This is a genomic window from Pedobacter duraquae, from assembly GCF_004362245.1.
GTDB lineage: Bacteria > Bacteroidota > Bacteroidia > Sphingobacteriales > Sphingobacteriaceae > Pedobacter > Pedobacter duraquae.
The window spans coordinates 311,891-334,264 of record NZ_SNWM01000002.1; the positions used below are offsets into that span (position 1 = coordinate 311,891).

The 22,374-nt window shown below is 42.1% G+C and carries 19 protein-coding genes; 11 read left to right on the top strand and 8 right to left on the bottom strand.

The features are described from left to right. Nucleotides 1-44: 44 nt before the first annotated feature. From CLV32_RS07405 to CLV32_RS07435, 7 genes are all read left to right on the top strand, one after another. A complete protein-coding gene (locus CLV32_RS07405) occupies nucleotides 45-1,337 on the top strand; it encodes a sensor histidine kinase (RefSeq protein ID WP_133554021.1) in 1,293 nt (430 codons plus the stop codon). Between the two features lie 135 nt (nucleotides 1,338-1,472). Continuing rightward, the gene (locus tag CLV32_RS07410) at nucleotides 1,473-4,280 is read left to right on the top strand and encodes an outer membrane beta-barrel family protein (RefSeq protein WP_243732259.1); all 2,808 of its coding nucleotides are present in this window, start codon (nucleotides 1,473-1,475) and stop codon (nucleotides 4,278-4,280) included. A 12-nt stretch (nucleotides 4,281-4,292) separates the two neighbouring features. Continuing rightward, nucleotides 4,293-5,066 carry a GLPGLI family protein gene (locus CLV32_RS07415; protein WP_133554023.1) on the top strand — a complete coding sequence of 258 codons (774 nt, stop codon included), beginning with the start codon at nucleotides 4,293-4,295 and terminating at the stop codon, nucleotides 5,064-5,066. A 61-nt stretch (nucleotides 5,067-5,127) separates the two neighbouring features. Continuing rightward, nucleotides 5,128-6,306 carry an acetyl-CoA C-acyltransferase gene (locus CLV32_RS07420; RefSeq protein ID WP_133554025.1) on the top strand — a complete coding sequence of 393 codons (1,179 nt, stop codon included), beginning with the start codon at nucleotides 5,128-5,130 and terminating at the stop codon, nucleotides 6,304-6,306. A 1-nt stretch (nucleotide 6,307) separates the two neighbouring features. Beyond that, nucleotides 6,308-7,228 carry a hypothetical protein gene (locus CLV32_RS07425; protein ID WP_133554027.1) on the top strand — a complete coding sequence of 307 codons (921 nt, stop codon included), beginning with the start codon at nucleotides 6,308-6,310 and terminating at the stop codon, nucleotides 7,226-7,228. A 117-nt stretch (nucleotides 7,229-7,345) separates the two neighbouring features. Further along, on the top strand, nucleotides 7,346-9,052 hold the full coding sequence (locus CLV32_RS07430; protein WP_133554029.1) for a peptide MFS transporter: 1,707 nt from the start codon (nucleotides 7,346-7,348) through the stop codon (nucleotides 9,050-9,052). Nucleotides 9,053-9,146: 94 nt separating this feature from the next. Beyond that, on the top strand, nucleotides 9,147-9,884 hold the full coding sequence (locus CLV32_RS07435; RefSeq protein WP_133554031.1) for a polyprenol monophosphomannose synthase: 738 nt from the start codon (nucleotides 9,147-9,149) through the stop codon (nucleotides 9,882-9,884). On the opposite strand, the gene CLV32_RS07440 is transcribed toward CLV32_RS07435, so the two are convergent. The 4 genes from CLV32_RS07440 to proS are packed head-to-tail and all read right to left on the bottom strand — an operon-like array spanning nucleotide 9,863 to nucleotide 13,847. Continuing rightward, nucleotides 9,863-10,387: a YdeI/OmpD-associated family protein gene (locus CLV32_RS07440; RefSeq protein ID WP_133554032.1), complete on the bottom strand. Its 525-nt coding sequence runs from the start codon at nucleotides 10,385-10,387 to the stop codon at nucleotides 9,863-9,865. The two genes, CLV32_RS07435 and CLV32_RS07440, sit on opposite strands and share 22 nt — an antisense overlap. Nucleotides 10,388-10,416: 29 nt before the next feature. Further along, complete coding sequence (locus tag CLV32_RS07445) at nucleotides 10,417-11,196, bottom strand: TIGR02757 family protein (RefSeq protein WP_133554034.1); 780 nt, start codon at nucleotides 11,194-11,196, stop codon at nucleotides 10,417-10,419. A 3-nt stretch (nucleotides 11,197-11,199) separates the two neighbouring features. Next, on the bottom strand, nucleotides 11,200-12,339 hold the full coding sequence (locus tag CLV32_RS07450; protein ID WP_133555534.1) for a cystathionine gamma-synthase: 1,140 nt from the start codon (nucleotides 12,337-12,339) through the stop codon (nucleotides 11,200-11,202). A 35-nt stretch (nucleotides 12,340-12,374) separates the two neighbouring features. After that, a complete protein-coding gene (gene proS / locus CLV32_RS07455) occupies nucleotides 12,375-13,847 on the bottom strand; it encodes a proline--tRNA ligase (protein WP_133554036.1) in 1,473 nt (490 codons plus the stop codon). A gap of 105 nt (nucleotides 13,848-13,952) precedes the next feature. Here proS and CLV32_RS07460 point away from each other — a divergent pair, with 105 nt between their 5' ends. Next, on the top strand, nucleotides 13,953-14,966 hold the full coding sequence (locus tag CLV32_RS07460; protein ID WP_133554038.1) for a hypothetical protein: 1,014 nt from the start codon (nucleotides 13,953-13,955) through the stop codon (nucleotides 14,964-14,966). Nucleotides 14,967-14,984: 18 nt separating this feature from the next. After that, nucleotides 14,985-16,496, top strand: a complete 1,512-nt coding sequence (locus tag CLV32_RS07465; RefSeq protein WP_133554040.1) for an OmpP1/FadL family transporter — start codon at nucleotides 14,985-14,987, stop codon at nucleotides 16,494-16,496. A 58-nt stretch (nucleotides 16,497-16,554) separates the two neighbouring features. Here the strand turns inward: CLV32_RS07465 and CLV32_RS07470 are convergent, their stop codons facing one another. After that, nucleotides 16,555-18,363: a UbiD family decarboxylase gene (locus CLV32_RS07470; protein ID WP_133554042.1), complete on the bottom strand. Its 1,809-nt coding sequence runs from the start codon at nucleotides 18,361-18,363 to the stop codon at nucleotides 16,555-16,557. 95 nt (nucleotides 18,364-18,458) lie between these two features. Continuing rightward, complete coding sequence (locus CLV32_RS07475; protein ID WP_133554045.1) at nucleotides 18,459-18,938, bottom strand: Dps family protein; 480 nt, start codon at nucleotides 18,936-18,938, stop codon at nucleotides 18,459-18,461. Between the two features lie 208 nt (nucleotides 18,939-19,146). Here CLV32_RS07475 and CLV32_RS07480 point away from each other — a divergent pair, with 208 nt between their 5' ends. Continuing rightward, nucleotides 19,147-20,334, top strand: coding sequence for a septal ring lytic transglycosylase RlpA family protein (locus CLV32_RS07480; RefSeq protein ID WP_133554047.1), 1,188 nt, complete (start codon nucleotides 19,147-19,149; stop codon nucleotides 20,332-20,334). Further along, nucleotides 20,324-20,962: a uridine kinase family protein gene (locus tag CLV32_RS07485; RefSeq protein ID WP_133554048.1), complete on the top strand. Its 639-nt coding sequence runs from the start codon at nucleotides 20,324-20,326 to the stop codon at nucleotides 20,960-20,962. Before CLV32_RS07480 ends, CLV32_RS07485 begins: the two co-directional genes overlap by 11 nt. Here the strand turns inward: CLV32_RS07485 and CLV32_RS07490 are convergent. Further along, complete coding sequence (locus CLV32_RS07490) at nucleotides 20,959-21,618, bottom strand: 3-oxoacid CoA-transferase subunit B (protein WP_133554050.1); 660 nt, start codon at nucleotides 21,616-21,618, stop codon at nucleotides 20,959-20,961. The genes CLV32_RS07485 and CLV32_RS07490 overlap by 4 nt on opposite strands. A 1-nt stretch (nucleotide 21,619) precedes the next feature. Further along, nucleotides 21,620-22,324: a CoA transferase subunit A gene (locus tag CLV32_RS07495; protein WP_133554052.1), complete on the bottom strand. Its 705-nt coding sequence runs from the start codon at nucleotides 22,322-22,324 to the stop codon at nucleotides 21,620-21,622. Nucleotides 22,325-22,374 lie beyond the last annotated feature (50 nt).

Consider the following 22,374-nt stretch of genomic DNA (forward strand, 5'->3'; position numbering starts at 1 on the left):
AAGGGACATTTGTTTCCTTATATTTGGGCATAGGAAATTCGCTCTTGGGGACACTAGTTACGCGCATAAAAGGGTATTGGAATGAAGTTATTGGAGATAAGACCAGGTTTTCGATGGAAAGCCGGATCTTTCATGCCATTATCGTGTCCGGAATTTTCACAGCAGTTGTAAATGCCCTGGTTCTTTTTTGGATCGGACTGTCGGGATTTGCCTCATTGATGTTGTGTTTTACGGTTTTACTTGTATTTATATGTTATCTGTCCAGATATCGAAACAGGTTGGATATTGCCGTCGCGTTATTTGCCATAAGTGCCAATGTAATGTGCGCGGGAACATACTACATTAGCGAAGGCTCTAAAGGGGTAAATGTGATACTTTTTGCATTAATTATTTTTATTTTGACTGTAGTTACGACCAAAAGACAATATTGGACCTGGGTCCCGCTGAATCTTGCATTGATGATTGCGCTTCTTTTTACGGAATATAAATACCCTGGCTTGTTAAAGCCATTGTATGCAAACGAGGAAGCCCGTTTACTGGATATGGGACAAACGATGACAGAGATTATCGCGTTGATCTCTTTGATCACCTTATATATCAAATCCAATTACATTAAAGAAAAGCGACTTGCTGACAACAGACTTTTACAATTGGAGGAAATTAATGAGACTAAGAACAAGTTGTTTTCAATTGTTGCGCATGATCTTAAGGCCCCATTGGCATCGGTAGAGAACTACTTGGAACTCTTGAATGCCATCGATCTCGATTCAACTGAGAAAACAGTAATTGAACAAAAGCTATTGGCTTCTACCAAAAGGACGTCGGAAATGCTTCAAAACATTCTTTCCTGGTCTAAGGATCAAATGAATGGCACTAATGTCTCATTAAATCCGTTGTCGCTCCACCAGGTTTTACGCAAAACAATTGAAGTGCAGCAAAATCTGGCGCGGGAAAAGGGGGTGCAGTTGGTTTACAATCATGATCCTGAAATGAAGGTCATTGCTGACCCCGACATGCTGCAGTTGATAGTTAGGAACCTGCTAAGCAATGCGATTAAATTTACTCCAGTTGGTGGCATAATCACATTAAGTTTCGAACATAAACAGGAATCCTGTGAGATTATTGTTGAAGACAATGGTGTAGGTATCGCTTCCGAAAACTCATCCTCATTGTTTTCTATGAAGAGCAAAAGCACCTATGGTACCAATAATGAAAAAGGTGTTGGCTTGGGTTTGATGCTGACCAAAAGTTATGTAGAGCTGCAGGATGGAAAGATCTGGTTCGAGAGCAGTCCGGCTGGAACTACTTTTTATGTGAGTATTCCCCACTGTGCATAGGTTCTGCAACACCCAATCAATAACATTTATATCCCGCTGGACACTAGGAATCTAAGCAGTTTGTTAATTTTTGTTAATAGATGTTAAATTTATTAAAAAACTTGCATCACTAACGATTTAGTTATACCTTGGGATATGTATAAATTAACGCTCTTCAAAAATTTAGCATGTCTGGGAATGCTGCTACTGGCAGTATCAGGCTTTGCACAAAACAAATACCTTGTAAAGGGAACAACCGTAGATACTGCTGCACGTTTAAAACTCCTGAACAGCAGCATCAGCGTTTTGAATGCTAAAGACTCCACACTAAAAAGCTTTACCAGAACTGCCGCGGATGGTAGCTTTGAAATCAATAAACTCCAGAAAGGGAAATATATATTGATGGTTACCTATCCGGGTTACGCCGATTATATTGAAGCTTTCACACTGGATTCAACAAAATCAGAAAAAGATTTTGGCACACTACACATGTTGCTTAAGTCTAAATTACTTGAGGATGTGCTGATCAAGGGCACCGCCGCAGCAATTAAGATTAACGGAGATACAACAGAATTCAATGCGGCAGCATATACAATACAGCCAAACTCGAAGGTTGAAGATCTGTTAAAGCAACTGCCCGGTATTCAGGTAGATAAGGACGGCAAGATAACCGCACAGGGCAAAACAGTTAGCAAGGTACTCGTTGACGGAGAAGAGTTTTTTGGCGATGACCCTACCCTGGTTACGAAAAATATTCGTGGAGACATGGTTGACAAAGTGCAGTTGTTTGAAAAGAAGAGCGATCAGGCTGCCTTTACGGGAATAGACGACGGACAGAAATCGCAGACGATAAATATTAAGCTGAAAGAAGATAAGAAAAACGGTTACTTCGGAAAGCTGGACGCGGGTATTGGTAATGATGGCTATTACGAAACACAGGCACAGTTTAACCGGTTCAAGGGTAAGATGAAGTTTTCTGCTTACGGCACTTTGAGTAATACTGGAAAAACCGGGTTGAGCTGGCAGGATAATAGTAAAATGAACAGTGGTGGAATGGAGATTCTGGACAATGGCATCATCATGATCAGTGGTGGCGGAGGTTCAGACGAGCTGGACTCTTTTGATGGCAGGTACACCGGTGACGGGATTCCGGTAGCTGCAAGTGGGGGTCTACACTATGATACCAAGTGGGACAGCGATAAAAAATCTATCAACACAAACTTTAAAACCGGCGCAATTACGATTGATGGTGCGGTAAACACAATCAGTCAGAATAATCTGCCTTCAGGTGTAATTATCAGTAATTCTGATCAGACTTCACATAATTACATTTTCAGAAACAAACTAGATGCAACCTACCAGATCAAACTTGATTCTATGTCGAACCTTAAAATTTCCGTGGACGGCATGGCGAAGAAAACGAATACCTCGACGGGTTATATAGCGAGAAGTTTCCGTGGTGATGATACCAGGCTGAATGCAAGCGATCGGACGGTGAGTAATGATGGCACGCAACAAGTGTTTAATGCGTCTGCATTTTACACCAAAAAATTCAGGAAAAAAGGCAGAACGCTTTCGCTCAACCTATCAGAAGCGATCAGAAAAAATGAATCTACAGGATTTCTAAGGTCAGATAATACGTTTTATGCCACCACGGGTGCATTTGAGCGGGAAGAGATTGTTGACCAATTGAAAACAGTGAACGCTAATAGTAATATCCTGACCGGAAATCTGACTTATACGGAACCGATTGCCAAATACCTTTCAATTGTATTCAATTATGGTCTGAGTATGAATCAAAGTATCTCAGACCGGAAATCTTTCAACAAATCGGCATCTGGAAACTATGATATGCTGGACACGCAATTCTCTAATGATTTTAAGCTTACACAAATCGGGAATCAAGGTGGTGCAATTGCCAACTTCAACCGTAAAAAAACAGTAATTAATATTGGGACTAAAGTTGCGTTGATCAACTTTGATCAACTTGACCGGTACACGAACAACAAGTTTGACAGAAACTTTGTGAACTGGAACCCACAGGCCAGCTATCAGTACAAAATTTCTTCACAGCAATCTTTCAGTATCAGGTATTCAGGAAGCACGCGCCAACCAAGTGTTGACCAGATCCAACCGGTGCGCGTAAATACAGATCCACTAAATGTGACCTTGGGTAATGAGAACCTTCGCCCCTCTTTCACCAACAACTTCAGTGCATATTACGATTCGTACAAAGTTATCGGCAACAGAAGTCTTTACGCCAGTATCAACTATAGCTTTACGGAAAACAGTATTGTCAGCAACACGACGACCGATCTGGAAGGACGAAGCACCTTTCAATCCATTAACCTGACCGGTAAAAGGCCAAGCAATTACTATGGCTATTTAAGTTACTACAGGAAAATGAAAATTTTCACAGATATTAATGTTGGTCTTTCAGGAAACTTAAATAAAAGTACATCCTTCAACTATGTAACATATAATGGTAAGACCGAGCTCAACCAAAATAGTTCAGGAGAATATTCAGCAAATTTGAGCCTGTCTAAAAACGTAGAGAAGAAATTCAGTGCCTATGTTAATGGTGGGCCCAACTATAGCACAGGATCATCATCCATTCAGAAAGAATTAAACAATGACGGCTGGGGATTTAGAAGTCGTTTTTCGGCAACGGGATACCTACCGGCAAAATTCGAGATCAGTACTGATGGTGACTATCTTTTCCGCGGAGCCACGAAGTCATTTGACGAAGATTTTACGCGTTTGATTTGGAATGCCTCTGTATCACGAAAGTTCCTGAAAGGAGATCAGCTCAAAGCCTCTATAAAGGTAAATGATCTATTGAACCAAAATACAGGCTTCAACCGCTCGGCTTCCGGCAACTTTATCACACAAACATCTTCATTGACCATCCAACGTTACTTTATGTGCTCAGTAACCTGGGATTTTAACAAAATGGGTAAATAAAAAATTATAGACATGAAAATTAAATCGCTCTTCCTGATTACCATGCTTTCCGGATTACTTTCGTCCGCCTATGCGCAATATGTTCGTTTCCCTTTTAATGGCGTAATCGAATATGATAAGACTACCAACATGTACGCCATGGTAAAAAAACTAATTACCGGATCAAACAGTTCATTTTACCAACAGGCTTTTGATTCCTATAAAAAAAATCAGCCGCAGTTCAAGGTCTCCAAGAGCACATTGAGTTTTAACAAAGACAAATCCTTGTTTAGCCCTGTTGAAGAAACTACAACTAGTGGAAGCTTTTTCGACCTGGCACAAGCTAAACAGATCAACACCATATATACTGACTTTGCAACCCAGACCAGTACAACCCAAAAAAATGTATATGAAGAATTGTTTCTTGTTAAAGATAGTGTTCGGAAAATAAATTGGAAGATTACCACAGAAACCAGAGAGATTGCCGGTTACCAGTGCAGGAGAGCCAACGCGCTGATTATGGATTCGATCTATGTAGTTGCTTTTTATACGGATCAGATTCCTGTATCTGGTGGCCCAGAATCTTTTGGCGGTTTGCCGGGGATGATCCTCGGCGTGGCACTCCCCCACGAAAATGTGACCTGGTTTGCTACAAAGGTTACAGACCGGGCGGTTACACCTAAAGAGTTATATATTCCCGTTAAAGGGAAGCCAACAGATAATAAAGGCTTGATGCAGTCATTAAACCGGGCTTTCAAAGAATGGGGCAGTCAGGCTCAATCGAATTTAAAAGCCTTTACCTTATAAATCCAGTATTAGCTTCCTTCAAAATTCTTACCTTTGCAGCAACCAAAATATATAAACAAGAATGAAAGAAGTTGTAATTGTATCTGCAGTAAGAACACCAATAGGAAGTTTCGGCGGCTCATTGTCGGGTATCTCCGCTACAGAACTGGGTGGACAAGCTATTAAAGCTGCTGTGGAAAAAGCAGGGATCAAACCTGAAGATGTACAGGAAGTTTACATGGGTAACGTATTGTCTGCCAACCTTGGACAGGCACCAGCTACACAGGCGGCAAAGGCTGCAGGCTTGCCAGATGTGCCTGCCACTACCATTAATAAAGTTTGCGCCTCTGGCACAAAAGCGATTATGCTTGCTGCACAGAGCATCGCCCTGGGGCAGGCCGATATCATTGTTGCCGGAGGTATGGAAAGCATGAGTAATGTGCCGTATTACCTTGATAAAGCAAGAAACGGTTATCGTTTAGGGCACGGTCAGTTAACAGATGGATTGGTTAAAGACGGACTTTGGGACGTGTATAATGATTATCACATGGGATCGGCAGCAGAATTATGTGCATCGGAATGTAACATCAGTCGTGAAGCCCAGGACGAGTTTGCTATTTCTTCTTATCAGCGCGCCCAGGCTGCACAAACAGCCGGCAAGTTCTCCGATGAAATAATTCCCATAAATATAACAGACAGAAAAGGTACTGTTACGCAGATCACTGCCGATGACGAACCTTTTGCAGTAAAATTTGATAAAATAACAGGGCTAAAACCAGTATTCAAAAAAGACGGTACCGTTACCGCTGCCAACGCATCGGCGTTAAATGATGGTGCGGCTGCTTTAGTATTGATGAGCGCGGAACGCGCTGCGGCAATGGGTATAAAACCACTGGCCAGGATTATCGGCTATGCCGATGCACAGCAGGCACCGGAATGGTTTACCACCGCTCCTGCCAAGGCAATCCCTTTAGCATTAAAAAATGCTGGTAAAGCGATCAGCGATGTTGACTTCTTTGAGATCAATGAAGCTTTTTCGGTAGTTTCTTTAGCCAATAACCAGGCATTGAAACTGTCGGCAGATCAGGTAAATGTAAACGGCGGTGCTGTAGCATTGGGACATCCCCTGGGTGCTTCAGGTGCCAGAATTGTTGTAACTTTACTCTCTGTACTTGCCCAAAACAGCGGTAAAATTGGCGTTGCGGGAATCTGTAATGGTGGCGGTGGTGCGAGCGCACTGGTAATAGAAAAAATTGGCTAACATGTTAAAGCAGGTGAAATTTCTGTGGTGTCTATTGATGATGTGTGTTTTTTGCAGTAAGCAAGTCAATGCACAACAGGCTGGTCATGTTATTGCACTACAACGCGCTCAGGATTCTTTAATCCGCATCAGTGCAGCCGTTTTGGAAGCTACAGAAAATCCGCTGCGGTTTGAGAAGAATGCGCAGTTCATTAAAACGCTTGTAAATGCGTTAAAAACGCCTGGCTCTTTCAGCTTTGGGTTCGACTCACTGAAAACAATTTCACATGTAACATCGCCAGACAAGGCATTCCGGATATTTTCATGGTATGTACCCACAACGGAAGGTGGATACAGGTTTTTTGGTGCCATTCAGCTACATACTAAAGACGGCCAGCTTAAATTGTTTCCTTTGATTGATGAGTCGGCTGCCTTCATTAAAGATACCAATATCATTTCAGATAACAAGAAATGGTTCGGTGCGCGTTATTACGAAATCGTGCCGGTAATTAACAGTGGCAGGCAAACGTATTATGCACTGTTAGGCTGGAAAGGTAACTCTAGTAAAACAACAAAAAAAGTGATTGAGGTGCTATCTTTTGAAAATGGATTACCTGTAATGGGGAAAGCTGTTTTTGAAGGCATTAAAGGAACGCCGGTACAAAGTAGAATTGTCTTTGAATATAATAAGTTAAATTCAATGACCATGCGGATGGATAAAGTGCTCAACATGATTGTATTTGATCATCTGGTAGCTTTTGATCCTGCAATGGTGGGCAATTATGAATTTTATGCTTCTGACTCTACATTTGATGGCTATCGCCTTTTAGGTGGAAAGCTGAAACTTGTAGAAAATGTGCAGCCGAAGAATGATCCTGACGCTAAAGATGAGCTTTACATAGATCCGAAGAACAAAAATATCCCTGTAACAAAGAAATTTTAAGCCAAATACCATATACTATTATAAATTTGCGAGTTCAATTATGTGTGCTTATCTTACCTTCGCTGTATTAAGCACGATTGACTTATTTATTCAAAAAATTAATTAAAAACAACACAAATGGAAGAAATTCTAGAGCCTGAACATTTAACAAGTACCAAGAAAGGACATCCTAAGGGGTTATATGTCCTTTTCACAACTGAAATGTGGGAACGTTTCAATTTTTATGGCATGCGTGCATTATTGACGCTATTTTTAGTTAACGCTCTTGCATTCTCAGATAAAGATTCGGCCATTGTTTATGGAGGTTTCCTTGGACTATGCTACCTTACTCCTATGTTAGGAGGTTTTGTTGCCGACAGGTATCTAGGTAACAGAAACTGTATCATGCTGGGTGGACTTGTTATGGGTATCGGGCAGTTATGTCTGTTCTTTAGTGGTTCTACATATGCTACCAACCTGGAGCTTGCTAAACTAATGATGTGGATTGCATTAGGTGTAATCATTATGGGAAATGGTTTCTTCAAACCAAACATCTCATCTATGGTTGGTCAACTCTACGCCAAGGGTGATAACAGACTGGATTCAGCTTTCACGATCTTCTATATGGGTATCAACGTAGGTGCATTCCTCGGTATGTCAATCTGCCCTTTCCTGGGAGACGTTAAAGTTGGTGATGTTCGGGTTGTTGAGGCCTTTAAATGGGGATTCCTTGCCGCGGGTTTGGCAATGTTCCTGGGCACCGTGCTTTTCTTCTTCCTGAAAAACAAATATGTTGTGGATCCCAAAGGTAATGCCGTTGGTGCTAAACCGGGAGCAAACACCTCTGAACTTAACGAACTTGGCGAAGCTGAGAAAGCTAACTTTACCAATACCGCTTTAGCTGCTTGCGCAGGATTAATGGTTGTGTTATATGCTACGTTTCACTACCTTTCTTTGGATCCTAACCCAATTAAAAGCTGGGTTTACCCTTTTATTTATTCTGCAGCGATTTCATTAGCTGTATTGATTTTGACCGATAAGTCGATTACCAAAGTTGAGCGCGACAGGATTACTGTAATGTACATCATTGCATTTTTCGTAATCTTCTTTTGGTCTGCATTTGAGCAGGCAGGTTCTTCACTAACGTTCGTTGCCGATAAACAAACTGATCTTAATTTCTTAGGGATACAATTGCCACCAAGCTTTGTACAAAACGCCAACTCTATCTTTATCGTGGTTTTTGCTTTACCTTTTAGCTGGTTGTGGCTTAAGCTTCAGAAACGTAATCTGGAACCAATCTCCCCTGTTAAGCAGGCAATGGGCTTATTGTTACTGGCCATCGGTTACTATATCATTGCTGTGCAGGTTGGTAAAATCGGAAACACAGGTAAACTTGCGGTACATTGGTTATTTGTGATGTATTTGTTCCACACATTGGGTGAGCTTTGCTTGTCTCCAATTGGTTTATCGCTGGTAGCAAAACTTGCACCGAAAAGATTTTCTTCATTGTTGATGGGTGTATGGTTTATTGGTAATGCAGCAGGTTATGCATTGGCTGGAACACTGGGCGCACTGATTCCGCCAACAGGCGATAAATTTGAATTTGCGACCAAAAATGGAATCGATCTGAAAGGCATCCTTGATGGTAGAATCCAGGCTACCGCTGAACAGGTGGCGATAATGACGAAAGAAAAAATTGATCTTGTGTACCCTACATTTGTTGGTTATACAATTCATAACTTATACGAATTCTTTATGGTATTCGTAACCTTGTCGGGTGTAGCGGCACTATTATTATTCTTGCTTTCAGGTTTCTTAAAGAAAATGATGCACGGCGTGCGCTAGGCTATATTTAACATATTTTAACCCGCAGTAAAATGTTTTACTGCGGGTTTTTAATTTATTATCAATATTTTCGCAGAGTTTTAGAGATTAGTACGTGTCAGACAGCTTAGTTATCATTCCTACCTATAATGAAAAAGAGAACATAGGGAAAATTATCAGTAAAGTAATTTCTCTGGGTTTGGATTTTCACCTGCTTATTATTGATGATGGGTCTCCCGATGGGACCGCCAACATTGTGAAGCAAATACAAACAGAATATCCTGATATCGTTCACCTTGAGCAAAGGCAAGGTAAGCTTGGATTGGGTACCGCCTATATCCATGGTTTCAAATGGGCTCTGGCACGTGGTTATGATTATATATTTGAGATGGATGCTGATTTTTCGCACAACCCTGAAGATCTGATCAAATTGAAGACTGCATGTCTCAAAGGCGCCGACGTAGCTATAGGATCCAGATACGTCCAGGGGGTCAATGTAGTAAATTGGCCTATGAACAGAGTACTGATGTCTTATTTTGCTTCTATGTATGTGCGTTTCATTACGGGCATCACCATTCAGGATGCTACGGCAGGTTTTAAATGTTATAAGCGCCGGGTATTAGAAACAATCCCAATGGATAAGATCAAATTTGTGGGCTACGCCTTTCAGATAGAAATGAAGTTTACAGCCATCAAGTATGGTTTTAATGTTGTGGAGGTGCCTATTATCTTTACAGACCGGACTGAGGGCACATCAAAAATGAGCACGAGAATTTTCCGTGAGGCCTTTTTCGGTGTAATTCAGATGAAGATTGGTAGCTGGTTCAGGAATTACGATCGCAAGGTATCCTGATTATTTTTTGAAGCACGGATCATTTCGCCAAACTTTTGCTTTTCTTCCATTGCCTTTACAATCATCAGTAACCTTTTAGTTTGCGTCACCTCTGTTTTTGCCTCGTTGAGCCAATTGATATAATAGTTCTGGTGTGATTTAGGCATTTTCAGGAAGTTATCCATCAGGTGCTGCTCATCCTGCAGGCAGTCGAATAAAATTTCGGGCATCTCAATTTTAAAATCAGTATCCAGCGACAGTTGAATTTGTAACACTGCTCCTGCCTCTTTTCTTAAGGCTTTTCTAAGATTCGCTTTCAGTGCAAGAATAAAATCCCCAGCGCCCATGGGCACTAACGCCATACCTGAAATCTCTGTAGCATCCAACATCCCCTTAACACGATAGCTCTTCTTACATCCAGGGTTAAGCTGCTCGGCGAGGTCGGCAGGGATAAATACATAGCTCCAGCCAGTTTTTTCACCCATTTCATTGAAGCGTTCTATTTCTGCTTTGAAACTGATCATGGTTAAAGATAGAAAGTAAACTGTACGGTCTAAAATTTTTCTTCAATACCCAGCCCAAAAAGGGCAAAGTCATATTTTACAGGATCGAGTGGATCGAACTCAGACAGATGGGCGGTAAGCTCAACGGCGGTTTGCCAGTCTGTTTGTTTTCTACTGATAAGCCCTAGTTTTCGGGCCACCCTATCCACGTGGACATCACAAGGACAAATTAATGCGGATGATGGGATCGTATCCCAAATGCCGAAATCGACACCACAGTTATCTTTTCTCACCATCCATCGTAAAAACATATTGAGTCGCTTGCAAGTGGATTTTTGCAGTGGAGAAGATACGTGCTTAATGGTGCGACGTGGAAAATCAGGTAGACTAAAAAAATAAGCCCTGAAATAATTAAGTGCCTGTTCTGCGCTAAACTTTGATTTACTTATGTGATCTGAAGGTAAAAATGCCGCTTCCAGTGATTCATGCTGCTGATAATGATGTTTAAAAAAGGAGACAAAATAAAGCAGATCGGTATCGTTGAAGGTGCGGTGTTTAAAGCCCAATAGCACGCGCAGGTCTTCCTCCTCATGGTTGACCATAAAATCATATGGCGCATTGTCCATACGCGCAAAAAGCTCATTACACTTATTGATAATGGTCTTACGCTGTCCCCAAGCTAAAATTGCCGCAAAAAATGCGGCAATTTCAATATCCTGCTTTCTGGTATACTGATGCGGAATACAGATCGGATCGTTCGTGATGAAGGCCGGAGTATTGTATTGCCGCACTTTCAGGTCCAGAAAGTCTTTTGTCTCTAAAAACTCCAAGGACTAAGCTAAAGCCTGTTCAAGATCCGCAAGCAAATCATCAATATCCTCAACCCCTACGCTTAAACGAAGCAGGTTATCTGTTACGCCAACTTTTTCACGTTCTTCTTTCGGGATAGAACCGTGTGTCATACTTACCGGGTGATTAATCAGCGATTCTACACCGCCCAAAGATTCTGCCAGCGTAAATACTTTGAAAGAAGAGGCTACCCTGAACGTTTCTGCCAAATCAGCATCTTTTAAGGTTATGGAAACCATGCCTCCAAATCCGCGCATTTGTTTTTTCGCGATATCATGGTTGGGATGATCTTCAAAACCAGGCCAATAAATCTTATCGATTTTGGGATGATTTTTTAAGTATTGCGCAACCTTCTCGCCGTTTTCGCAATGTGCTTTCATCCGCAGGTGTAAGGTTTTAATACCCCTCAGTACCAGGAATGCATCCTGTGGTCCAGGTGTAGCACCGCAGGCGTTGTAAACAAACCAGAGTTCTTTGTAAAGCTGGTCATCGTTAACAAGTAACGCCCCCATAACCACATCAGAATGCCCGCCAATATACTTGGTTACGGAATGCATCACGATATCTGCACCCTGGTCCATAGGGTTTTGCAGATAAGGTGAGGCAAATGTGTTATCCACAGCAAGGATCAATTTATGAGCCTTGCTGATTTTAGCTACACCTTCAATATCAATAATACGCATCGTGGGATTGGTTGGTGTTTCAATCCAGATCAGCTTTGTTTTATCATTGATATGAGGCAATATATTTTCTGGTTTCGAAAGATCGAGAAAATGGAACTTAATACCATATTTCGCATATACTTTAGTAAAGATTCTGTAAGAACCACCATACAGGTCGTTTCCAGTGATCACTTCATCACCCGGTTGCAGTAATCTCAACACTGCATCTGTAGCACCCATACCACTTGAGAAAGCGAGTCCGTATTTTGCATTTTCCAAGGCCGCTAGGCAGTCTTCCAATGCTTTGCGTGTAGGGTTTGTTCCTCTGGAGTATTCATACCCTTTATGATCACCCGGAGAAGCCTGCCAATAAGTTGAAGTCTGGTAAATTGGCGTCATCACTGCCCCTGTTGTAGGGTCAGGCTCCTGGCCTGCATGAATCGCTTTGGTTGCAAATTTCATATGTTGTTTATCCATGATATTAATAATTAAAGGACTTAGTAAGCCCTTGCAAATAAAACGCGTTGAATAGATGGTTTACCAGAGTAAATACAAATACCATCTTCCAATGGGTTGTCCAATGGAATACATCTGATAGTTGCCTTAGTTTCTTCCTTTATTTTCTGTTCTGTTTCAGGAGATCCATCCCAGTGCGCCGAGATGAAGCCTGCTTTTCCATCCAGTAATTCCTTAAACTCCTCGTAAGAGTTTGCCTCAGTGATATGCTCAGTTCTGAAATCTGCTGCTTTCTTGTAAATGTTTGACTGGATATCTTCCAGTAATTGCGCAATATGCAGATCTAGTCCTTCCTGACTCACCGTGCTTTTCTCACGGGTATCACGTCTGGCTAATTCTACAGTTTTGTTTTCTAAATCACGACCACCAATAGCTAAACGCACCGGCACACCTTTTAGTTCGTATTCTGCAAATTTAAAACCAGGACGTTGTGTATCTCTGTCATCATATTTTACAGAGATTCCCAGACCTTTAAGTTTCGGGATAAGCTCATCTACAAAAGCAGATATATTTTTAAGGTCTTCATCACTTTTGTAAATCGGAACAATTACAACCTGAATTGGTGCCAGTTTAGGTGGCAAAACCAGTCCGGCGTCATCACTATGAGCCATAATCAATGCACCGATCAGGCGCGTAGAGACGCCCCAGGAAGAAGCCCATACATGTTCAATTTTACCTTCCCTGTTGGTAAACTTAACGTCAAATGCTTTAGCGAAATTCTGACCTAGGAAATGCGATGTACCCGCCTGTAATGCTTTACCGTCCTGCATCAGCGCTTCAATACAATACGTATCCAGGGCACCGGCAAAACGCTCATTGGGTGTCTTCTTTCCTTTAACTACAGGAACAGCCATCCAATTCTCAGCAAAATCAGCGTAAACGTTCAGCATTTTCTCCGTTTCCTCCACTGCTTCCTGAGAAGTAGCATGTGCGGTATGTCCTTCCTGCCACAAGAATTCTGTGGTACGTAAAAACAAACGAGTTCTCATTTCCCAACGCACAACATTAGCCCATTGGTTAACGAGGATAGGCAAATCACGATAGGATTGGATCCAACCTTTGTAGGTATTCCATATGATGGTTTCAGAGGTAGGACGCACGATGAGTTCCTCTTCCAATTTGGCAGTTTCGTCAACAATAATATTTCCGTTTCCATCATTTTTAAGACGATAATGTGTCACTACGGCACACTCAGTGGCAAAACCCTCGACGTGTGACGCTTCCTTAGAAAAAAATGACTTAGGGATGAACAAAGGAAAATAGGCATTACTGTGTCCTGTATCTTTAAATTTCTGGTCCAAAACGGCCTGCATTTTTTCCCAAATAGAATAGCCATAGGGCTTTATGACCATACAGCCCTTTACAGAGGAATGCTCTGCCAGATCGGCTTTAATCACGATATCATTATACCACTGTGAGTAATCTTCGCTTTTACTTGTAATACCTTTGCTCATAACTGTTTGGAACGTTTTTTGTGTTAAATGTCTTGTATAGTAGGTTACAAATTTATAAATTTATACCTATATTAAATTGCAACACACACAAACAATTCACATAGTATGAAACCTAACCATTTATTAACCGGCTTGCTCGCATGCGCAACACTCGTTGTCGCATCCTGCTCAGCGCCCAGAATGGCGCAACAAGCGAACGTCAGTGACGATGTTTATGGTACTACAGCTCAGGCGGTAGAGTACCAGCAACCTGCTCCTAGTCAGGCAACACAATACCAGAATAACGATGTTTACGTCGACGATTATGGTAACAGTGATGCTTATTACGGCATGGACTACGCTTCACGTATCAACAGATTTTATTACCCGGGTTCTTTCAGAGGATATTACGATCCTTACTACGACGGATATTACGGATACAATAGTTTTTCTCCCTATTACTCAGGATTCGGTCTTGGTCTAGGATTCGGTTATGGTTACGGCTATGGCGGCGGACTAGGTGGTTTCTGGGGTCCTTATTCTTCTTTTGGCTGGGGCTACTCTCCTTTCTGGGGTGGTTATTCTAGCTGGCCATACGGAGGCTACTATGGTGGCCTTTGGGGCGGCGGATACTACGGCGGTCTTTGGGGTCCTGGTTACTGGGGTGGTGGCTATTATGGTGGTGGCTATTACGGTGGTGGATACGGCGGCGGATATGGCAGTCGTGGAAACGTAACCTATGGCGCGAGACCTAACAGAGGCCGTGAAAATGGTATCGGATATGCTCCGGGCAGCTCAGGTGGTTTTGGCGGTGGCGCAACCAGGACTAACAACGGTCAGGTTGTGAACGGCGGAAGCAGATCAGATATGTACAACCCGAACAGAGGTGCTACTTTAAACGGTGGCTCCCGCTCAACTTCTTATGGTAATACTGGCAATAACGGTGTAGGCAGACCAACCAGATCGAGCAGTTCTGATAATTATGTCAGACCACAACGTACTGAAAGTTCTACTCAGCAGTCAAGACCAACCTACACTCCCCCGCCAAGCAGCTCTGGTAGCTCTATGGGCGGTGGATCACGTGGCGGCGGCGGCGGCGGTGCTCAGGGGAGTACAAGACCAGGAAGAGGCGGAAGATAATCTTATTCAAAGACACACATGAAAAAATTTCTAACAGTTCTTTTGCTGGCTACAGTAGCCAGCACAGGAGCAACATATGCACAATATTACGGAGACGCACTCCGATTTTCTCAAACAGGATACGGCAGCTCAGCAAGATTTAAAGGTCTGGGTGGCGCGCAGATTTCCTTAGGTGGCGATATTAGCTCATTAGGCGGTAACCCTGCCGGACTTGGGATGTTTACAAGGTCTGAATTTAGCATTACTCCCGAATTTAACGGAAGCTCTGCAAATGCAAGATACCTTGGCACAAGTACCAAGGATACTAAAAACCAGCTTAACTTAAATCAGGCAGGTATTGTTTGGTATAATCCTATCGTTAAACCAAAAGGTGCTGACCTTAACAAAGGTGCAGTTAGTGTGGTTTGGGGATTAGGTTACAATCGCAACAATGATTTTAGTAGTAATTTTTCGTACGGAGGTAAAAACGCAAATAATTCAATCGCAGATTACTATTCAGAGATTGCTACTGGCCAAACGCCTAATCAATTCAGCACCGGCTCGTTAGAAAAGATGGCTTATGATAACTTTCTGATTGATGAATTGGCATCAAACAACACTTTATACCAACCGGCCACAAGTCTGAATAACGACCAGCGAAAATACGAGACTAAGTCTGGATCAACGTCTGAGCTGAACTTCTCAGGAGCATTAAATATATCTAACCAGTTATACCTGGGTGCTTCTATCGGCTTAGTTAATATGAGATACACCAGCAATGCAGAATATTTAGAGTCTGGAACTAATATTTCTACCAATCCTGATAATGACATGGTTGGCAAGAACTACACCTTGTCTTACAGACAAAACCAGGTAACAGATGGTTCTGGAATTAACGGACGTTTGGGTTTGATCTTTAAACCTACAAATGCAGTACGATTGGGCGCCACCTTTCAAACGCCAACTTGGGTGCATATGCAGGATAGCTATTCTGAAGTATTAGACACGCGTTATACCGGTGGTGGCACCAATACCAATTTCACCAACGCTGATCAGACTTATGCTTTTGAATATAACCTGCGTACGCCTTATAAAGGATCTTTGGGCGCTAGCGTTATCTTGGGTGGTAACGCCTTACTTACTGCTGATGTTGACTATGTTGACTATGCAAGCATCAAATTCAGCACCAGTTCAAACTACAGAGACTATACAACAATTAATCAAAACAATGCTGACGTGAAATCGAATTACACCAGCGCAGTGAATTTCCGTGTAGGTGGTGAATATAAAATCGATCAGTTTAGCTTACGCGCTGGTTACGGCTTAAATGGAAGTCCGATTAAGAATGACGATGACAATAAATTTGACACTAAGTTTTATAGTGGTGGTTTAGGTTATCGGTATAGCAACTATTACTTTGATGTTGCTTATCAACGTCTAGAATCGAACTATACCACCAGTCCATATACCCTTTCAGATTTTTCTGAACCGAGTGCAGATATTAAAATTGCGAGGAATAACTTATTCTTAACTTTTGGAGTAAGGTTCTAAATAAAAACAGAATAATGATAAAGGGGCGCTGGATGTAATATCCGGCGCCCCTTTATCATTATAGATTAAATCTGTTGATCTTTAATTCCGTTTCTTCATCTTTGATAAGCTCCGGTGCATGATGGGGTTTCTTTCGTGCATCGATAATTAAAGAACCGCGACAGCCCCAATGTTTATTGAGCGTAAACGACTCTACGCCATAAATATCGGCTGCAGGATTACTTCTGGTGAAAGCTACCCAGACCAGATTATTGATGGTATTTGCAGCAAAGGCAGCGTCATCGCACCAGACAATCAATGGAAATCCTTCCAACTTTAAGGTTGACAGCACCTGACTTAATACTTCTGCTTCTTTAGCTGCTTGTGTGGCATTTGTATATGCTGTTCCCTGAACAGTTAACACGCCCGGCATAGCGAGATAGGCTTTCCCGTAGCCTTCGGGCAACTTGAAATCACCTGGAACTTGATCAGCAAGTTCACGTTTTTTGCTTCCCGCGGCAGCGAACACAACTTTTGAACCCGCATTTAATCCTTCTCCGCTGTAGTCAAGCGTATCAATAGTAGTATTAGTCTGAAAATGCAAATCTCTGCTTAAGTCAATTCTTGAAAGCATATGTTGTAGAAACAAAGCCGTATCGGCAGTTTTTAACTGCTCATCATCCTCACGCGCGGCTATAAAAAGGTATTTAGCCAGGCTCAGTTGGTTTTTACCTAGAATATGATTGGATATTGTTAATATCTCCTGAGGTTTGCGCTCATTTAAATAAGGGGTATATCGTTCACTGCCTATCGCAAACAAAAGCGGATGCACTCCAGCAGCGTCAACGGCATTTACTTCTTTAAGTCCGTGGATCTCTTGTGGAATAGCAGACCCTGTAATCTCATGAATTAGCGCACCGAAACTAGTATCTTCCTGCGGGGGCCGACCGACTACGGTGAACGACCAGATCGCGTCTTTGCGATGATATACATTGTGCACTTTCATCAACGGAAAGGGATGCGTTAAACTATAATAACCAAGGTGATCACCAAATGGACCTTCGGGCTTATTCTCATGTGGATAAACAGTCCCAGTAATCACAAAGTCAGCATCAGCAGACACGCAAAATCCTTCCTCATCATAGAAATATCTGAATCTTCTGTTACCCAGTGCACCCGCAAACGTCATTTCTGACAAACCTTCAGGCAAGGGCATTACTGCAGCAAGTGGGTTGGCAGGTGGCCCACCAACAAAGATACTGACCTTTAGCGGCAGTGCCCTAGCGTTGGCTTTTGACTGATGCACACCGATACCCCTATGGATCTGATAATGCAAACCGATTTCTTTGTCTTTGACGTATTCGTTTCCCGCTAGCTGAATTCTGTACATGCCAAGATTGGCATTCAGGATTCCAGGCTTATCTACATCTTCAGTATATACCTGGGGCATGGTAATGAACGGACCACCATCTAGCGGCCAGTTTACAATCTGTGGAAGTTCACTTATGGTGGTTTTGCCAAATGTTGATTTAAAGAGCCGCTGTTGCAAGGGCAGTGCCGACAATGCTGTCAATGCTGATCCTGCTGTTTTCAGCGGATTCTTGATGGCCTTCATAGGATCGGAACGCAAGGCAACTAATTGCTCCACATTTTTAAGGCTATCACGAAATATAAATCGTGACCGATCCAATGTTCCAAAAAGGTTTGATACTGCCGGAAACCTGGAGCCTTTAATCCGCTCAAAATACAATGCTGGTCCACCTTGTTCATAAACCTTTAAATGGATCGCTGCCATCTCCAGATAAGGATCAACTTCGTCTTTAATTCTTAAAAGGTGCCCGTGTTTCTCCAGATCGGCCACACATGCCGCTAAACTTTTATATCCCATCAGCACCAAAGGTATTAAAGAATTACTGCTATTAAAACTACTTTTAAACGAAAGCGCCAGGCTTTTGGCCTGGCGCTTATCAAACTTGTATTTGCTTATTTCTTGTTTGCAAAGGAACGCAGCATCCAGGTAGTTTTTTCTTTAAACTGCATAAAACGATTTACCATATCATTTGTACCGTCATCACCAGCACCATCTGTAGCTTCAAGCAATTCGCGCTCCAATTGAATCAGATGTGCCATATCTTCCAGGATCGCGTCAACCATAGCAAGGTCACTCATCCCAATGGTGTTAATTTCCTGAATCCCAGATTCAGCAATATAATCTGCAAAACGACTATGTGGTGGTTTACCCAAAGTAAGGACACGTTCAGCAATTTCATCTATCGTTAACTGAGCGTTGGTATATAATTCTTCGAATTTAATGTGCAATGTAAAAAAGTTCTGTCCTTTTATGTTCCAGTGGCAGCCTCTTAATTTTTGGTAATGAATGTGATAATTAGCCAGATAGTCATTTAAAAGATCGACAACAGGTTTCACTTTTTTTTCACTCAGGCTTATTTCTTTTGCGTCCATGATATATTATATTTTAATTTGTAAGATTATTAGGGCAAGATAGATAACATAAATTAATAAAAATGGTTTTTCAAAAAAACGGATAAGATACAATACAGCCATTAAACTACCGTTTAATAGAGGATGTTATTGAGCATGTCTTTAAGCTCCGGCCTCTTGTATTTTTATTCGTATCATTGTTTAACCTTAATTTCTAGCGCAAAAATTAATGCAAAAATATTATATACTGTTAGTTGCCGCTCTCCTTTTCAATCTTCCAAAATCAAAGGCCACCCTTTTAAAAGATTCGGTAGGTGTTGAAAACGTAAGTGGTAAAAAAGTAATCCTCCATAAGGTAGTAGCTAAAGACACTTATTATTCTATCGGAAGAAGATATAACATCTCCCCAAAGATCATAATCGCCTATAATGACAATAAATATCTGGCCCTCGATGTCATTATTAAGGTTCCTACTGAACTTGCTTTTACTGCTGCTAAATCTACGCCAATGGCGCAGGTTTCAGCTCCGGACTCTGGAACACCATCAGCATCAGGTACGATTATAGAACATGCGGTTAAACCGAAAGAAAACCTAAACCGTCTGGCAGAAACATATGGCACTACAGTTAATGAGATCAAACGCATCAATGAGTTAAAGACCATAAACCTGCGGATCGGACAGATTTTAAAAATACCGGTAAAAGAAGGTTTTACAGAAACCAACGGGGACGCAGTGCAAACGCCAGTGGCTGTTCCTGTAGCAGAAAAAGTTGTCGAAAAACCTGCAGAAAGACCTGTTGAGAAAAAAGTTACCGAAAAGCCCGCTGCTACACCCGTTAAAGCTGAGCAAGATGCAGACTTTATTGAGCATGTGGTTGGATCCAATGAAACAATTTACTCCATCGCAACGCGGTATAATCTGACTATGGATCAGCTGAAAGCGAAGAACAACCTTAAAGATAACTCACTTAACGTTGGTCAGCACCTCTTGATCAAGGGCCAATATCCTGCTAAGCCTGTTTATATCCCGCCTGCAGCCAATACGGCTGACCCCAATAAATCTAATTCTGATACTACAGGATTAAAAAACCCTTCGTTAAGATACGCACCGAGTCGCTACGGTCTCAATCAGATGGATGAAAAAGGTACTGCAGTGTGGATCACTGATCCTGATCTGGATCCTACTAAAATGCTTGTATTACACCGTACAGCTCCCATTGGATCTGTAATGAAGATCACCAACCCTATGACTAACAGATCTACATTTGCTAAGGTTGTGGGTAAGTTTACGGAGAACGAAACTACAAAAGACGTAATCATCGTGATGACAAAAGCTGTTGCCGACGCATTGGGTGCTATCGATAAAAGATTTTTTTGCAATTTAACATACAGCGGACAACAAGAGAATGAACAATAAACCTTTTATCATCGGCATCGCAGGTGGCAGCGGATCCGGTAAAACCTTTTTTTTAAACTGCTTTCTTCATCATTTTAAGAATGATGAAGTTACCCTGGTTTCTCAGGACGACTATTATATCCCTTCGGGCGAGATGACGCAAGAGGAAAATAAATTGTACAATTTTGACCTGCCATCTACCATTGACGATGAGCAATTTCTCCTGGACATCAAAAAATTGGTAAAGGGTGAAGTTGTTTACAAAAGAGAATACAATTTCAACAATCCATTAGCGGTTACTAAGATTCTGGAGATTAACCCCGCTCCCATTATCATTGTAGAAGGTTTGTTCATCCTTCATTTCCAGGAAATTGGCGGTTTGCTGGATCACAGTATTTTTATTGAAGCCGATGAAGAAGTTGCATTGCAACGCCGTATTAAAAGAGACGGTATGGAAAGAGGCTATCCCGAGGAAGACGTGATGTACAAATGGGAAAACCATGTGCTTCCATCTTATCGTGAATACCTGATGCCATACCGCAGTCAATGCCATCGCATCGTAACCAATAATTCAAATGACGCAGACGACATCCTGAAAGTGAGCGAGGCGATTTCTATCGAATTGAAAACTCAGTTTACAAAGCCTTAATTGAGACTCATTTCTGGTGTGTTTACCGATGCTGTAAGTTTGCCGGCAGTTGCATTCTTGATGTAGTCTACACTTACACCCGGTGCACGTTCCAAAAGCACAAAACCACCTTCAGGTAAGATATCCAGCACCGCAAGTTCGGTAACGACCTTGCGGATGCATTTTACACCTGTTAATGGTAAGGTACAATTTGGCAAAAGCTTACTTTCCCCGGCCTTATTGATGTGCTGCATAGCCACAATAATGTTCTTTGCAGATGCCACGAGATCCATGGCTCCCCCCATGCCCTTAACCATTTTCCCTGGGATTTTCCAGTTTGCAATATCTCCATTTTCTGATACTTCCATAGCACCCAGAATAGTAAGGTCTATCTTCTGACTCCTGATCATGCCGAAGCTCAGTGCTGAATCAAAGATCGACGAGCCCGGTAATGTTGTTATCGTTTGTTTTCCTGCATTGATCAGATCGGCATCTTCCTCACCCTCGAAAGGGAAAGGACCCATACCCAGCAAGCCGTTTTCAGACTGCAGCACAACCTGCAAACCTACAGGGATGTAGTTAGCCACTAGCGTAGGTATCCCGATGCCAAGGTTTACATAATATCCATCCTTAATCTCGCGCGCAATGCGCCTTGCGATTCCGTCTTTATCTAACATCTTATTGTGCTTTTGATCTTACTGTACGCTGTTCAATTCTTTTTTCGTAATCACTTCCCTGGAATATACGGTGCACAAATACACCTGGCGTATGGATTTGATCTGGGTCAAGCGCTCCTGCTTCAACCAGCACCTCTACTTCAGCGATTGTGACTTTTCCAGCCATGGCCATCACAGGATTAAAGTTCCTGCTGGTAGATCTGAAAATCAGATTACCGGCAGTGTCTCCCTTCCAGGCTTTCACTAGGGCGAAATCAGCATCAAACGCATATTCCATCAGGTAATCCTTACCATTAAAATTCCGCACTTCCTTGCCTTCAGCAACTTCAGTTCCCACACCTGCGGGCGTAAAAATAGCAGGCATACCGTAACCTGCAGCCATACATCTGGTGGCAAGTGTTCCTTGAGGAATCAGTTCGACTTCAAGCTCCCCACTAAGAAGCTGGCGCTCAAACTCTGCATTCTCACCTACATAAGAAGAAATCATTTTTTTAACCTGTCTCTGCTGGAGCATCAGACCAATGCCAAAGTCATCAACACCGGCATTATTCGAAATACAGGTAAGCTCTTTTACACCTTTTTCTACGAGGGCCGAAATGCAGTTCTCGGGAATGCCACAGAGGCCAAAGCCGCCGAGCATGAGCGTATGCCCATCTGCGATATCATGGATGGCAGCACGTGCATCCGTCACAACTTTATTGATCATATATTTGGTTTGCCGCTAAATTATAGATAAAATCTTTGAACGCAAATGGC